Source organism: Sphingomonas melonis DAPP-PG 224 (genome assembly GCF_000379045.1).
In the GTDB taxonomy this organism is placed as follows: domain Bacteria; phylum Pseudomonadota; class Alphaproteobacteria; order Sphingomonadales; family Sphingomonadaceae; genus Sphingomonas; species Sphingomonas aquatilis.
Genome location: NZ_KB900605.1, coordinates 2,185,488 through 2,199,397 on the forward strand (window position 1 = coordinate 2,185,488; position 13,910 = coordinate 2,199,397).

Consider the following 13,910-nt stretch of genomic DNA (forward strand, 5'->3'; position numbering starts at 1 on the left):
GCAGGAGGAAGATGACCCCTTAACAGCGCCAGATGCTCGCCGGCCTTCTCTTCGCCATGCACGACGCGGACGATCGGCCCAACATGCTGACCGCAACGCTGCCGTTCGGTGGCGTGACGCTGATCGAATACCAGGCGCGGCTGCTGATCGCCGCTGGCGCATCGCAGATCATCATCGTCGTTGCCCGCCTGACGCCTGAATTGCTGGGCGCGATCAACCGGATAGGCAAACGGGGCATTGCAGTCGACACGGTGCGGACCGCCGCCGAGGCGGCCGAGACCTTGCACCCGCTGGCCCGCGTGCTGATGCTGGCGGATGGGTTGACCACGACCGGCGATACGCTCGCCGTACTGGCGCGCGAGGGCGGCGATGCGCTGCTGGTCGTGCCGGAGGATCAGGTGGGCCCGGGCTATGAGCGGCTGGGCGGTGGCATGGTCTGGGCAGGCGTTGCCCGGCTGGAACCGCGTCGCCTCGCCGAGCTGGCGGCGATGCCCCGCGACTATGACGTGCCTTCGACCCTTGTCCGCCTCGCGTCGCAGGCCCGGGCGACGCATATCCTGCTGCCGCAAGAGGCGGTTCGCGCGAGCCATGGCGTCGGTCATTCCGCGCAGGCGCTCGACGCGCGAAGCCGGCGCGCGATGGCGGCGATGGTGTCGTCGCGCAGTGGGTGGTTCGAACGCTATGTGACTGCCCCGCTCGCCCGGTCGGTCATTCCTTTGCTGGTGCCGCGGACGGTGCCCGTCCTCGCCGTGGCAGCCGCCGGAGGCGTGGTGGGGCTGCTCGGTACGACGCTGACCGCGTTCGGGTACGACGTGTCGGGTCTGCTGTTGACCTTGGTCGGCACGCTGGGCCTGTCGCTCGGTGCGATCCTCGCCGATCTGCGCGACGAATCGGGCAGCGCGACATGGCTGACTCGGGCAGCCGCGATCCTGCCGGCGCTGGCGGTGTTGGCCTATGGCCATGATGCGACTCAGTTATCGGTCGATGGCAGCGAGCAGATGCTGGCGATCGCCGGTGTCGTGCTTGCGGGCCTTGGCGAGCGCGCGCTGGGGCCGGCGCCGCGGCGGATGTGGTGGGGCAGTCCTCCGGCGTATCTTCTGCTCGTCTGGCTGGGCGCGCTCCTGTCGTCGCCCATGCTGGGACTGGGGCTTGCGGCGACCTATGCCGCCGCAACATTGGCCGCTGGAATCGAGCGATTGCGGACCCTTGCATAACGCTGTCTTAATGATGGAAGCGTAGGCAACCACATCATGGCGGTCGGAACGGATCAGGCGGAGCGGGATGCGCTCGCCACGCGCATCGGCGCTGCGACCCGTCTCGCGGCGCGCGCCGACGCACGCCTGACCGGTGCGATCGACGATTTCTTCGTGGCCGAGGATTCGCGGCTGGATGAGCGGACGCGCGTGGCGCTTGGGCGCATGCTCGCGGCTGTCGTACAGGGCGTCGAGACGGAGATCCGCCGTCACGCGGCCCGCGTGCTCGCAGGGCAGGGCGCCGATACGCAGGCCGAACAGCTGCTGAAAGGGCATGAGGACGTGGTGCGACGCCTGTCGCGTGCGGGCCTGCTGCGCGACCGTGGTCTGATGGACGAATTGATCGCGCAGGTGCGATGCGACCGAATCGCCGCCGCGCTGCCGTCGCAGGCGGGTACGCCCGATCAGCCGAGCCTGCTCGTTCGCCTAGCCGAGGTCGATGACGGCGTCGTCGCCGCCGCGGCGCGGGCGTTGATGACCGCAGAGGCTCGCCGCCGCGCCGCGGTGGAGCAAGGTGGTGCAATGCCCGGCTTGCTACCCGCTGAGCGGCATCATCAACTGGTCTGGTGGGTCGCCGCCTCGATTCGCGAAGGTCGCCTTGCGGTATCGGGCGAGGATGCCGCAGTCGATCGTGCGATCGTCGAGGCAGCGCAGCGCAGTCTTGCCGCGCACGACGAGGGCCAGCGGGTCGAAGCATTGGCGGTCCGCCTGGCGAGTGCGATCGATGCACGAGCGCACGAACTCGGCGACCTGCTGGTCGAAGCCCTCGGTGATCGCCGCCTGATCCTGTTTATTGCAATCCTCGGCCGCGCGGTCGATCTCGACTTCACCGGCGCGCGCGCGATCGTGCTGGAGCCTGAGGGCGACCGGCTGTGGCTGGCGCTGCGGGCGGCGGCGCTCGATCGCCCGACGATCGCGCGGATCGCGCTGGCACTCGCCGACGCCGATCCACGGCGCGACATCGATATCTTTGCCGAGGAACTCGACGCCATTGCCGCCGTTCCGGTCGAGGCTGCGCGATCGGCGTTGGCCCCGCTGACGCTGCACCATGACTTGCGTCTCGCGATCGATGCTTTGGCGCGAGAGGCTGGACGATGAGACTGGACGGCATCCCCGACGTTCCTGTCAGCCATGCGATGATCGATGGCGACGGACGGCTGGTTGCGGCCGACCCGGCTCTGCTCGCGCTCAACGAAGCGGCCGGCGGCATGATGGGCGCCGCGCTGGCGGTGCCGCAACTGGCGACGGTGGCGCGTCTGGCGCGGCGGCTCGGCATTCTCGTGTCGCGCGGCGTCGTGGTTGCCGACGGGGATACCGACCTCGACCTGTGGATACGAGCCCAACCGGATGGCGAGGGCGTACGCATAGCTGTCAGCGGCTGGCGTGAGATGCGGGCGCGGCCGGTCGTCGCATCGCCCGCGGCCCGATTGGTCGAATCGGACGATCTTGCCTGGGATACGGACGGCGGGCTTCGACTGACATTCGTGTCGATCGATGCGGCGCGGCGGCTGGGGCTCGACGCCTTGTCGCTGCTCGGTCAGCCGTTGACCGCCTTGTTCACGCTCGATTCGGATGGTGACGGTGCGCTCCCAATCCTTGAGGCGGTGGCGCGTCAGCGGCCGCTCGAGCGCCAGCGTGCGCGTGTGCGCGGTCGCGACGTCCGCGTCCTGCTGACCGCGCATGTGCGCCGAGACCCCTCGGGCCAGTTTGCCGGTCTGTCCGGCATCGCGCGGGTTGAGGACGAGGCGCCCGCTCCGGCCTCTCCCTCGACAATTGCGCCGGCCTTCACCGAAGGGCTCGACAAGGCGCTGCGCACGCCGCTTGCCCGGATCATCGCGCATGCCGACACGATCCATGCCGAGGCCGAGGGGCCGGTGCAGCGCGACTATGCCGATTATGCGTCGGACATCGCCAATGCGGGCCGGCATCTGCTCGGACTGGTCGACGATCTGGTGGATCTGCAGGCGATCGAGCGGCCCGATTTCGCGCTGGATACCGATTCGATCGATCTCGCCGACGTCGCGCGCCGCGCGGCGGGGTTGCTTTCCGTCCGCGCGAGCAACGCGGGCGTCGCGATCGCGCGGCCGCTGCCCGAGCTGCGCATGCCGGCACAGGGCGATTTCCGCCGTGCGTTGCAGATCATGGTCAATCTCGTCGGCAATGCCGTGCGCTACTCGCCGGAGGGTGGCGTCGTGAGCGTCACCGCGCTGCGCACCGGCGGCATGGCAGAGGCGGTGGTCGCCGATCAGGGCAAGGGCATCGCGATTGAGGATCAGGCGCGCATTTTCGAGAAGTTCGAACGCGTCGATCCGACTGAGGCGGGCGGCAATGGGCTGGGCCTCTATATCGCGCGGCGTCTGGCGCGGGCGATGGGCGGCGATCTGACGGTAGAAAGTGCGCCCGGTGAGGGCGCGCGGTTTACGCTCAGCCTGCCGGTCTGAGCGGGCCCCCTAAGCGTTCTGCGGGGCGTCAGCGTCGGATGCGGCGCGCGACCAGGATCAAGAGTAATCCACCGACAGCGAGCGCGGCACCACGGTCCGCCCATGGCCGCTGGTCGAGCATGAAGCTCTCCTGCGGCCAATGGACGTAGCCGAGGCCCTGGCCGACCCACAGCAACCCGACCAGCGTCAGCATGACGCCGATCGAGATGAGGACCGGCCGGGCGCGGCGCATCAGCGCTGCTCGACCGGCACGTACGACCGCTGCGTCGGGCCGGTGTACAGCTGACGCGGACGGCCGATCTTCTGGTCGGGATCGGTGATCATCTCGTTCCACTGCGCGACCCAGCCGACGGTGCGGGCGAGGGCGAACAGCACGGTGAACATCTCGGTCGGGAAGCCGATCGCCGACAGGATGACGCCCGAATAGAAGTCGACGTTCGGGAACAGTTTCTTCTCGATGAAGTAATCGTCCGACAGCGCCAGCTCTTCCAGCCGCAGCGCGGTGTCGAAGAGCGGATCATTGACCTTCAGCGCGTCGAAGACCTCACGCACGGTCTTCTGCATCACGGTCGCGCGCGGATCGTAGTTCTTATAGACGCGGTGACCGAAGCCCATCAGGCGGAACGGATCGTTCTTGTCCTTCGCGCGCGCGATGAACTCGGGGATACGCTCGGGCGTGCCGATCTCGCGCAGCATGTTGAGCGCGGCTTCGTTCGCGCCGCCATGCGCCGGACCCCAGAGGCATGCGATGCCCGCCGCGATGCACGCGAACGGGTTCGCGCCCGACGAACCCGCCAGACGAACGGTCGAGGTCGAGGCGTTCTGCTCGTGATCGGCGTGCAGGATGAAGATGCGGTCCATCGCCTTTTCGACGGCCGGGTTCACTTCATACGGCTCGGCCGGAACGCCGAAGGTCATGCGCAGGAAGTTGCCGGTGTAGGACAGCGAGTTGTCCGGGTACAGGAAGGGCTGGCCCACCGAATACTTGTACGCCATCGCCGCGATCGTCGGGATCTTGGCGATCAGGCGGTGCGAGGCGATGGTGCGCTGCACCGGATCGTGGATGTCGGTCGAGTCGTGGTAGAAGGCCGACAGCGCGCCGACGACGCCGCACATGATCGCCATCGGGTGCGCATCGCGGCGGAAGCCACGGAAGAACGCGGCCAGCTGTTCATGCACCATGGTGTGGCGCGTGATCGTGTTGGTGAAGCCCGTCAGCTCATCCGCCGAGGGCAGCTCGCCGTTCAGCAGCAGATAGGCGACTTCCATGAAGCTCGACTGTTCGGCGAGTTCGCCGATCGGATAGCCGCGATGCAGCAGAACGCCTTCGTCGCCGTCGATATAGGTCAGCTTCGACTGGCACGACGCCGTCGAGGTGAACCCCGGATCATAGGTGAAGTCCCCGGTCTGCGCGTAGAACTTGCGGATGTCGACGACGTCGGGTCCGACAGTGCCGGACATGACCGGGTAGTCGAAATCCTTGCCGTTCACGGATACCTTTGCGGCTTCGGTCATCTGGTTGTCCTTCCTATCAGACTTGCATCTGGTCCGCGATGCGGCCGAGGCTTTCCTCTTTGCCGAGCAACGCGAGCACGTCGAAAATGCCGGGCGAGGTCTTGCGCCCGGTGAGAGCGGCGCGGAGCGGCTGGGCGACCTGTCCGAGCTTTGCGCCCGTGCTGTCCGCCACCTGCCGTACCGCTGCTTCGATTGTCTCCTGATCCCACTGCTGCACCGCGTCAAGCGCGGCGTGCAGCGCAGCGAGGAGCGCACGGGCATCGGCGGTCAGCAGGTCCGAAGCTGCCTGATCCATCGCGAGCGGCCGGACCGCAAACAGGAAAGCGGCGCCGTCGCTCAGTTCGTTGAGATTGGCGGCGCGCGCCTTCAGCACCGGCATCGCGCGCGTGAGCAGATCGACGTCGGTATAGCCGCCGATCTCAGCGACCAATCCCGCCAGCCGCGCATCGTCGGCAGCACGGATGTAATGGCCGTTGAGGTTTTCGAGCTTCTTCAGATCGAAGCGCGACGGGCTCTTGCCGACCGCGTCGAGGTCGAACCATTCGGTCGCCTGTTCGCGGCTGATGATCTCATCGTCGCCATGGCCCCAGCCGAGGCGGAGCAGGTAATTGTCGAAGGCTTCGGGCAGGATGCCGAGCTCGTCGCGATACGCCTCGATCCCCACCGCGCCGTGGCGCTTCGACAGCTTGGCGCCGTCGGTGCCGTGGATCAGCGGGATATGCGCATAGACCGGCTCCGGCCAGCCATTCGCCTTGTAGATCGGTAGCTGGCGGAAGGCGTTGTTGAGGTGATCGTCGCCGCGGATCACATGCGTCACGCCCATGTCGTGATCGTCGACCACCACCGCGAGCATATAGGTCGGCGTGCCGTCCGAGCGCAGGAGGATCAGGTCGTCAAGCTCGCTGTTCTGGACCGTCACCGACCCCTGCACCTGGTCGTCGATCGTCGTCGCGCCGTCATGCGGCGCCTTCAGGCGCACGACGAAGGGCTGGCCGTCCGGCGCGGTCGAGGGATCGGCATCGCGCCAGGGCGAGCGGATGCGCAACGGCTGCTTCGCCGCCTGCGCCGCTTCGCGTTGCGCGGCGATCTCCTCCTGCGTCATGTAGCAGCGATAGGCATGGCCGTTCGCCACCATCTGATGCGCCACTTCGGCATGGCGATCGGCGCGCGCGAACTGGAAGACGGCATCGCCGTCCCAGTCGATGCCCAGCCATTGCAGTCCGGCGAGGATCGCGTCGATCGCCGGCTGCGTCGAGCGGGCACGATCGGTATCCTCGATCCGCAGCAGGAACGTGCCGCCATGGTGACGCGCGTACAGCCAATTGAACAGCGCGGTGCGCGCGCCGCCGAGGTGCAGATAGCCGGTGGGCGAGGGGGCGAATCGCGTGACTATTCCCGCGCCGTCGCCCGAACGATTTTCAACTGTTGCGCCCAACCGCGCTTGCTCCCAAAGTTTGAAACCTGATGGCCAGTTCAGCCGCCGCGGCCTCTAGCACGCGCTCCGTGCGCCTTCAAATGCCCCAGGGGTGGCATCGGTTGCGCGATCGTGTGGAAGCGTGGCTGCACGCGGAACGCGATCGGATTGCTTTATGGGTGCCGGTGGCGTTCGGGGCGGGCGCTGGCGGCTGGTTCCTGATGCCTGACCCCAACCAGTGGATCGCAGCGATGCTGGCGGCACTGGCCATCGCCTGCGCTGCGGCGGCGATCGGGCGGGGCGGGCGGGCGGCGCATAGCGTCGCTGTCGGCGGTATCCTGATGGCGGCAGGCGTGGCGACCGCGTGGTGGCGCGCCGAGCAGGTCGCGGCACCGGTGCTGGCGCGGCCGGTCGTCGCCGTGGTGACCGGGCGGGTGATCGGGATGGAGGCGCTCGTCGCGCGCGACCTGGTGCGGCTGACGATCGAGAGCGATCCGGGGCTGGGATTGCCACCGCGGGTGCGGGTCAACCTGTCGACCGACGATGTGCCAAAGGGGCTGGGCGAGGCGGCGCGAGTCCGGCTGCGCGCGCGGCTGATGCCGCCGGCGGCGGCGTCGGTGCCGGGCGCATATGACTTTGCGCGGGCCGCGTGGTTCGCCGGGATCGGCGCGACCGGTCGGGGGTTCGCGCCGGTGGAGCTGGTGTCGCCCGGCATGCCGGAGGGCAGCCTTCGGCGACGCCTGACCGCGCATATCACCGATCGGCTGGAGGGGAGCCGGGGCGGCATCGCGGCGGCGCTGGCGACCGGAGACGAGGGAGCGATCAGCGAGCGCGATGCGGAGGCGATGCGGCGGGCGGGCCTGGCGCACCTGCTGTCGGTCAGCGGGCTGCACATCACTGCGGCGGTGGCGGCGACGATGTTCGTGACGTTGCGGCTGCTCGCGCTGTGGCCATGGCTTGCCATTCGCGTTCGATTGCCGCTGGTCGCGGCGGGGATGGGGGCGTTGGCCGCCATCGGCTATACGTTGCTCACCGGATCCCAGGTTCCCACGATCCGATCGTGCGTCGCCGCGCTGCTGGTGCTGGCGGCGCTGGCGATGGGGCGGGAGGCGATGACGCTGCGGCTGGTCGCGGCCGGTGCGATGGTGGTGCTGGCGGTGCGGCCGGAAGCGCTGGTGGGGCCGAGCTTCCAGCTGTCGTTCGCTGCGATCGTCGCGATCGTCGCGCTGCATGAGCATCCGCGGGTGCGCGGGTGGTTCGAGCCGCGGGAGGAAGCGCGTGCACGCCGTCTGCTACGCGGGCTCGGGTCGCTGCTGCTGACGGGCGTGGTGGTGGAGGCTGCGCTGATGCCGATCGCGGTCTATCACTTTCACAAGGCGGGTCTGTATGGGGCTGCCGCCAACATGGTCGCTATTCCGCTGACGACGTTCGTCGTCATGCCGCTGGAGGCGGGGGCGTTGGTGCTGGACACGGTCGGGCTGGGCGGGCCCGTGTGGTGGCTGACCGATGGGGCGCTGCGCGGGCTGCTGTGGCTGGCGCATGTGGTGGCGGATGCGCCGGGCGCGTCGCTGGCGGTGCCGTCGATGCCGCTGGGGGCGTTTCTGGCGATGGTCGCGGGTGGGCTGTGGCTGACGCTGTGGAGCACGCGGCTGCGCTGGGTCGGCGCGCTGCCGATCGTCGCCGGTGCCGTCTGGGCGGCGCTGACCCCGCCACCCGATCTGCTGGTGACGGGCGATGGGCGGCATATGGCGATCCGGGTGGGCGGACGGCTGGCGCTGCTGCGCGATCGCGCCGGGGACTATACGCGGGTGATGCTTGCCGAAAACGGCGGGACCGATGGCGAGCCGTGGCTGCTCGACGATCTGCCGGAGGCGCGGTGCAGCCGCGATGCGTGCGTGGCGGTCCTGCGGGACGGGGGAGGGCAGTCGTTCCGCGTCCTGGCGACCCGCAGCGGCTACCAACTGGCATGGCGGGATGTGGTCGCGGCCTGTGGGAGAGCGGACGTCGTGGTGAGCGACCGGCGGCTGCCGCGGGCGTGCCGGCCGCGCTGGCTGCGGCTAGACGCGCCCGTGCTGCGGCGCACCGGCGGCGTCATGCTGACCCTGGCGAGCGGACGTGTGCGGACGGTGATGCAGCCAGGGGATCGGCATCCGTGGCTGGTGGGAGCCAAGGTCGCCCCGCCTCGGCCGGACGATATCCCGGCGGCCGTGCCGTCGCGATGACCCCCACCGGCGCGCTGGGCCATGGCGACGGGACGCTGCCTCCTGTAGCGGGATGACATAGGGTCGATCCGTCATTGCTTCGTTAGGCTCGCCATGGCGCCCCTGTCTAGACATTTGATATCTAGACATTTTCATTCGCGCAATCAGCGGGAAGCCGGGATGCCCGGCCCTCGACGGGGGGCTAAAGCCGCCGTTTGGAAAGTCACAAAAGTCTCACGGACGACCATATGTTGCGGCGCGCCACCACGGCGGAATCCCGTCAGTCGTAGCGGCGGAGGATACCCGACAATTTGCCCTGCACGCGGACGTGCGAGGGGACATAGCGCTGCGGTTCGTAGGCGCGGTTGGCGGGATCGAGGCGGATCATCGCGCCTTCGCGACGGAAATATTTGAGCGTCGCCTCGCTGTCCTCGATCAACGCAACGACGATCTCGCCATCGCGGGCGATGTCGGTGCGGCGGATCAGCGCATAGTCGCCATCGAGAATACCAGCCTCGACCATCGAGTCGCCGGAGACTTCCAGCGCATAATGTTCCCCGGTGCCGAGCAACGCCGCGGGGACGGCGAGCATCGAACTGCCTTCGAACGCCTCGATCGGCACGCCCGCGGCGATCCGGCCGTGCAGCGGGATTTCGACGACGTCGTTCGCGGGCGAGGGCGCGGGACGCACGTTGTCCGTGGCCGGCGCGCTCGGCGGCGCCGCGGGAGCGGGCGTTTCGGGCGCCTTGCGTTCGGAGCGTTCCGGCATGCGCAGCACTTCCAGCGCGCGCGCACGGTTGGGCAGGCGGCGGATGAAGTTGCGTTCCTCGAGCGCGCTGATCAGGCGGTGGACGCCGGACTTGGACTTGAGGTCGAGCGCGTCCTTCATCTCCTCGAACGACGGCGAGATGCCCGTCTCCTCGAGCCGGTCGTTGATGAAGCATACAAGCTCGTGCTGCTTGCGCGTGAGCATAAGCGGTCCTTCCCCGTCAGAACAGACGCGGAACTTCTAGGGAACAATTCGTGGGGCGTCAAGCGATGACGAGGATTTCCACCGAGTCGCCCGCGCGCGCGGCGGGGGCATCGACCGGCCGCACGATCAGGCAATGCGAACGCGCCAGCGTCAGCAGCATCGAGCTGTCCTGAATGGTCGAGGCATAGGCGCGGCCGTCGCGCAGCTCCGCGCGCAGATAATCGGTGCGCGGGCCGTTGGCGGGCAAGTCTTCGCCCAGGATCGCCATCGTGCTGCGCAGCAGCGGGTCTGCGGCGCCGGACAGGTGCGCGATCAACGGTTTGACGAAGAGTAGGGCGGTGACGAAGGCGGATACCGGGTTGCCCGGCAGGCCCAGCACCTGCATCGCGCCGCGCCGTCCCGCCATCATCGGCTTGCCCGGTCGCAGTGCGATCCGCCAGAAATCGATGACGCCGCCCGCCGCCTCCAGCGCTGGCCGCACGAGGTCATGGTCGCCGACCGACGCGCCGCCGGTGGTGACGAGCAGATCGGCGTCGACGCGCGCGAACGCATCGCGCAGGCGATCGAGATCATCGGGCAGGATGCCGAGGTCGATCAGCTCGATCGGCAGGTCGGCGAGCATCGCGGCCAGCATCGCGCGGTTCGATTCGGGCAGCGCGCTCGGGTCGCCGCCAGCGCCCGGATCGACCAGTTCGTCGCCCGTCGCACAGATGGCGACGCGCACTCGGCGGTGGACCGCGATCGTGCCGATGCCGCCGGTCGCGGCGACGGCGATGCGCGCGGGCGTCAGCCGCTCGCCACGCGCGATCAGGCGATCCCCAGCGTGAAAGTCGAGGCCGCGGCGGCGGGTGTTGCGGCCGAGCGTTGCTGGGCCTTCGCCAGTGAGGCGGATCGTGGTGCCGGAGGCGGCGACCTCTTCCTGCACCATCACCGTGTCGGCGCCGGCGGGCAGGGCCGCGCCGGTGAAGATGCGCGCGGTCTCGCCAGGACCGACGGTGCCGGCAAAGGGGCGGCCGGCGGCGCTTTCGCCGATCAGCGTCCAGGGCCCGGGCAGATCGGCGAAGCGGATCGCATAGCCATCCATCGCCGACAAATCGGTGGCGGGCTGGGTGCGGCGGGCGGCGATGTCGTCTGCCGCCCAGCGGCCGGCGGCGGCGGCCAGAGGCACGGTTTCGGTCCCGACCGGCGGGGCGTGCGCGAACAGCCGCGCCTGGGCTTCGTCGATCGGGAGCAGCGCCATGGCGTCAGGCGCGCCAGTCGCCCGACGCGCCGCCGGCCTTTTCGAGCAGGCGGATGTCCGAGATCGTCATCGCGCGATCCATCGCCTTCGCCATGTCGTAGATGGTGAGCAAGGCGACCGACACGGCGGTCAGTGCCTCCATCTCGACGCCGGTCTTGCCGTCGGTGGCGGTCAGCGCGGTCGCGGTGATGCCGGCATCGTCCAGCGTCAGGTCGAGCGTGACGCGGGTGAGGGGCAAGGGGTGGCAGAGCGGGATGAGGTCCGCGGTTTTCTTCGCCGCCATGATCCCGGCGACGCGGGCAACGGCGAGCACGTCGCCCTTCTTCGCGGCGCCGTCGCGGATCGCAGAGAGGGCGTCGGGGGCGATGGCGATGCGGCCGGAGGCGACTGCGCGACGCTGCGTCACGGCTTTATCGCCGACATCGACCATATGCGCGGCACCGTCGACGTCGAGATGGGTGAGGTGGCTCACCCGACCAAGGCCCGCGTCGCGGCCTCGACGTCGTCGGCGCGCATTAGCGCCTCGCCGATGAGGAAGCAGCGCACGCCATGCGCCGCCATCGCGTCGAGGTCGGCGCGGGTTTCGAGGCCGCTTTCCGCAACGAAGGTGCAGCCCTTTGGCGCCTTGCCGACCAGCTCGTAGGTGCGGGCGAAGTCGACGGAGAAGTCGTGCAGATTGCGGTTGTTGACGCCGATCAGCCGCGACTTGAGGCGGAGCGCGCGGTCCAGTTCGGATTCGTCATGCACCTCGACCAGCACGTCCATGCCGCAATCGAGCGCCGAGGCCTCGATTTCCGCCATCTGATTGTCGTCCAGCGCGGCAACGATGATGAGGATGGCGTCGGCGCCGATCGAGCGGCTTTCGGTTGCCTGCCAGGGATCGACCATGAAATCCTTGCGGATCACCGGCAGGTCGCAGGCGGCGCGCGCGGCGATCAGATAGTCGTCGCTGCCCTGGAACCACTGTTCGTCGGTGAGCACCGACAGGCAGGCCGCGCCACCCGCCTGATAGGCGCGCGCATGGGCGGGCGGATCGAAATCGGCACGGATCAGCCCCTTGGACGGGCTGGCCTTTTTGATTTCGGCAATGAGCGCATGGCCCGACTTTGCGTCGAGCGCGGCGCGGAAGCCGCGTGGGCGCGTCACCGCGGCGATGCGCGCGTCGAGATCCGCGAGGCTGATCGTCGCCTTGCGCGCGGCAACCTCTGCGCGCTTGGTTTCGATAATGCGGGACAAAATGGTCATCGGTAGGCGATCCAGCGGTCGAGGAGCGCGGCGGCGCGGCCGGCGTCGAGCGCTTCGGCGGCGGCCTGTGCGCCCGCAGTGAGATTGGGTGCGCGGTCGGCGACGACAAGCGCCGCCGCCGCGTTGAGCAGCACGGCGTCGCGATACGCGCCCGCCTCTCCATCGAGCAGGCGGCGCAGTGCGGCGGCGTTATAGGCCGGGTCACCGCCGCGGATGGCGGCGAGCGGGTGGCGGGGCAGGCCGGCGTCTTCCGGCGTGATGCGCGATGGCAGCGCCGCGCTGCCGACATTCACCGCGAGGCTGGGGCCGGCGGTGGAGAGCTCGTCCAGGCCCTCTTCGCCCGAAATCACCGCGGCGCGTGCGGTGCCGAGCTGTTCCAGCGCCTCGGCATAGAGGCCGGCGTAATCGGGGCGGGCGATGCCGATCAGCTGGTGCGACACGCGCGCCGGATTGGCGAGCGGCCCCATCAGGTTGAAGATCGTACGCTTGCCGATGCGGCGGCGGATCGGCGTGATCCGCGCCATCGCCGGGTGATGGTTGGCGGCGAAGAGGAAGGCGATGCCGATATCGGCGAGGCTAGCCTCCGCGGTCGCGCCGGCGATCTCCATGTCGAGGCCGAGCGCCTCCAGCGTATCCGCAGCGCCGGCCTTGGACGAGGCGGCACGGTTGCCGTGCTTGGCGACCGGTACGCCGCAGGCCGCGACGACCAGCGCGACGGCGGTCGAGACGTTGAGCGTATGATGCCCGTCACCGCCCGTGCCGCAGACGTCGATCGCGCCATCGGGAGCGGCGATCGGGATCAGGCGGGCACGCAGGGCACGGGCGGCCTCGGCGATTTCGATGCTGGTTTCGCCGCGATCGGACAGAGCGAGCAGGAAGTCGCCGATCGCCTCTGCCGAGACGCGCGCGTCGAGGATATCGGCAAACGCCTGCGCCGCGCTTTCGCGCGACAGCGGGGTCGATGGATCGGGAAGCAGGACGACGCTGGTCACGGGCGCTCGCGCACCGGAATGCCGGCGATCGTCAGGAAGTTGGCGAGCATGGCATGGCCGTGTTCGGTCGCGATGCTTTCCGGGTGGAATTGCACGCCATGGATCGGCAGGTGTTCGTGGCGGAAGCCCATGACAATGCCGTCCTGGGTCCGCGCGTTGACGACCAGGGGCGAGGCCACGTCGTTGACGATCAGGCTGTGATAGCGCGTCGCCATGAACGGCGAGGGCAGCCCTTCGAACAGGCCGGTGCCGTCATGGTCGACCGGGGATGTCTTGCCGTGCATCAGCCCGCCGCGTTCGACCTTGCCACCGAAATGCTGGCCGATCGCCTGATGGCCCAGGCACACGCCGAGCAGCGGACGCCCCGCATCCGCGGCCGCGGCGACGAGATCGAGGCTGACGCCCGCCTCGGTCGGGGTGCAGGGGCCGGGCGAGATGAGGAAGGCGCTGGCGCCCGACGACAGCGCCTGCCCCGCCGAAATGGCGTCGTTGCGCACCACCTCGACCTCGCTGCCCAGCTCCATGAGGTAGTGGACGAGGTTCCAGGTGAAGCTGTCGTAATTGTCGACGACGAGGATCATCGCGCCGCCATAGCCGAAGAGCGCGGGCGTGCAACCTGTCGCACCCTCTTGCGTC

The 13,910-nt window shown here is 69.0% G+C and carries 13 protein-coding genes; 4 read left to right on the forward strand and 9 right to left on the reverse strand.

Features of this window, described 5'->3' with window-relative positions:
* Nucleotides 1-32 precede the first annotated feature (32 nt).
* The 3 genes from SPHME3_RS0110740 to SPHME3_RS0110750 are packed head-to-tail and all read left to right on the forward strand — an operon-like array spanning nucleotide 33 to nucleotide 3,694.
* Nucleotides 33-1,214 (forward strand): glycosyltransferase family protein, encoded by a 1,182-nt coding sequence (locus tag SPHME3_RS0110740; protein ID WP_017979161.1) that lies wholly within the window; start codon nucleotides 33-35, stop codon nucleotides 1,212-1,214.
* Nucleotides 1,215-1,250: 36 nt separating this feature from the next.
* A complete protein-coding gene (locus SPHME3_RS0110745; protein WP_017979160.1) occupies nucleotides 1,251-2,351 on the forward strand; it encodes a hypothetical protein in 1,101 nt (366 codons plus the stop codon).
* Nucleotides 2,348-3,694, forward strand: coding sequence for a sensor histidine kinase (locus tag SPHME3_RS0110750; RefSeq protein WP_017979159.1), 1,347 nt, complete (start codon nucleotides 2,348-2,350; stop codon nucleotides 3,692-3,694). The genes SPHME3_RS0110745 and SPHME3_RS0110750 overlap by 4 nt, the downstream gene beginning before the upstream one ends.
* 28 nt (nucleotides 3,695-3,722) lie before the next feature.
* Here the strand turns inward: SPHME3_RS0110750 and SPHME3_RS0110755 are convergent, their stop codons facing one another.
* From SPHME3_RS0110755 to gltX, 3 genes are read right to left on the reverse strand one after another with little or no spacing between them, the layout of a single operon-like run.
* Nucleotides 3,723-3,926, reverse strand: coding sequence for a hypothetical protein (locus tag SPHME3_RS0110755; protein WP_017979158.1), 204 nt, complete (start codon nucleotides 3,924-3,926; stop codon nucleotides 3,723-3,725).
* Nucleotides 3,926-5,209: a citrate synthase gene (locus SPHME3_RS0110760; RefSeq protein WP_017979157.1), complete on the reverse strand. Its 1,284-nt coding sequence runs from the start codon at nucleotides 5,207-5,209 to the stop codon at nucleotides 3,926-3,928. The genes SPHME3_RS0110755 and SPHME3_RS0110760 overlap by 1 nt, the downstream gene beginning before the upstream one ends.
* A 16-nt stretch (nucleotides 5,210-5,225) precedes the next feature.
* Nucleotides 5,226-6,644, reverse strand: coding sequence for a glutamate--tRNA ligase (gene gltX, locus SPHME3_RS0110765; RefSeq protein WP_017979156.1), 1,419 nt, complete (start codon nucleotides 6,642-6,644; stop codon nucleotides 5,226-5,228).
* An 80-nt stretch (nucleotides 6,645-6,724) separates the two neighbouring features.
* Between gltX and SPHME3_RS0110770 the strand changes: the two genes are divergently transcribed.
* Nucleotides 6,725-8,845 (forward strand): ComEC/Rec2 family competence protein, encoded by a 2,121-nt coding sequence (locus tag SPHME3_RS0110770; RefSeq protein WP_231292024.1) that lies wholly within the window; start codon nucleotides 6,725-6,727, stop codon nucleotides 8,843-8,845.
* Nucleotides 8,846-9,104: 259 nt separating this feature from the next.
* Here SPHME3_RS0110770 and lexA read toward each other — a convergent pair whose 3' ends face one another.
* Genes lexA through SPHME3_RS0110800 form a run of 6 tightly spaced genes read right to left on the reverse strand, consistent with a single transcriptional unit; the run spans nucleotide 9,105 to nucleotide 13,855 of the window.
* Nucleotides 9,105-9,797, reverse strand: a complete 693-nt coding sequence (gene lexA / locus SPHME3_RS0110775) for a transcriptional repressor LexA (protein WP_017979154.1) — start codon at nucleotides 9,795-9,797, stop codon at nucleotides 9,105-9,107.
* 58 nt (nucleotides 9,798-9,855) lie between these two features.
* Complete coding sequence (locus SPHME3_RS0110780) at nucleotides 9,856-11,037, reverse strand: molybdopterin molybdotransferase MoeA (protein ID WP_017979153.1); 1,182 nt, start codon at nucleotides 11,035-11,037, stop codon at nucleotides 9,856-9,858.
* 4 nt (nucleotides 11,038-11,041) lie between these two features.
* Nucleotides 11,042-11,509 (reverse strand): cyclic pyranopterin monophosphate synthase MoaC, encoded by a 468-nt coding sequence (gene moaC / locus SPHME3_RS0110785; RefSeq protein ID WP_017979152.1) that lies wholly within the window; start codon nucleotides 11,507-11,509, stop codon nucleotides 11,042-11,044.
* Nucleotides 11,506-12,282, reverse strand: coding sequence for an indole-3-glycerol phosphate synthase TrpC (gene trpC / locus SPHME3_RS0110790; RefSeq protein WP_017979151.1), 777 nt, complete (start codon nucleotides 12,280-12,282; stop codon nucleotides 11,506-11,508). Before trpC ends, moaC begins: the two co-directional genes overlap by 4 nt.
* A complete protein-coding gene (trpD, locus tag SPHME3_RS0110795; RefSeq protein WP_017979150.1) occupies nucleotides 12,279-13,274 on the reverse strand; it encodes an anthranilate phosphoribosyltransferase in 996 nt (331 codons plus the stop codon). The genes trpC and trpD overlap by 4 nt, the downstream gene beginning before the upstream one ends.
* Nucleotides 13,271-13,855: an anthranilate synthase component II gene (locus SPHME3_RS0110800; protein WP_017979149.1), complete on the reverse strand. Its 585-nt coding sequence runs from the start codon at nucleotides 13,853-13,855 to the stop codon at nucleotides 13,271-13,273. The genes trpD and SPHME3_RS0110800 overlap by 4 nt, the downstream gene beginning before the upstream one ends.
* Nucleotides 13,856-13,910: the final 55 nt, after the last annotated feature.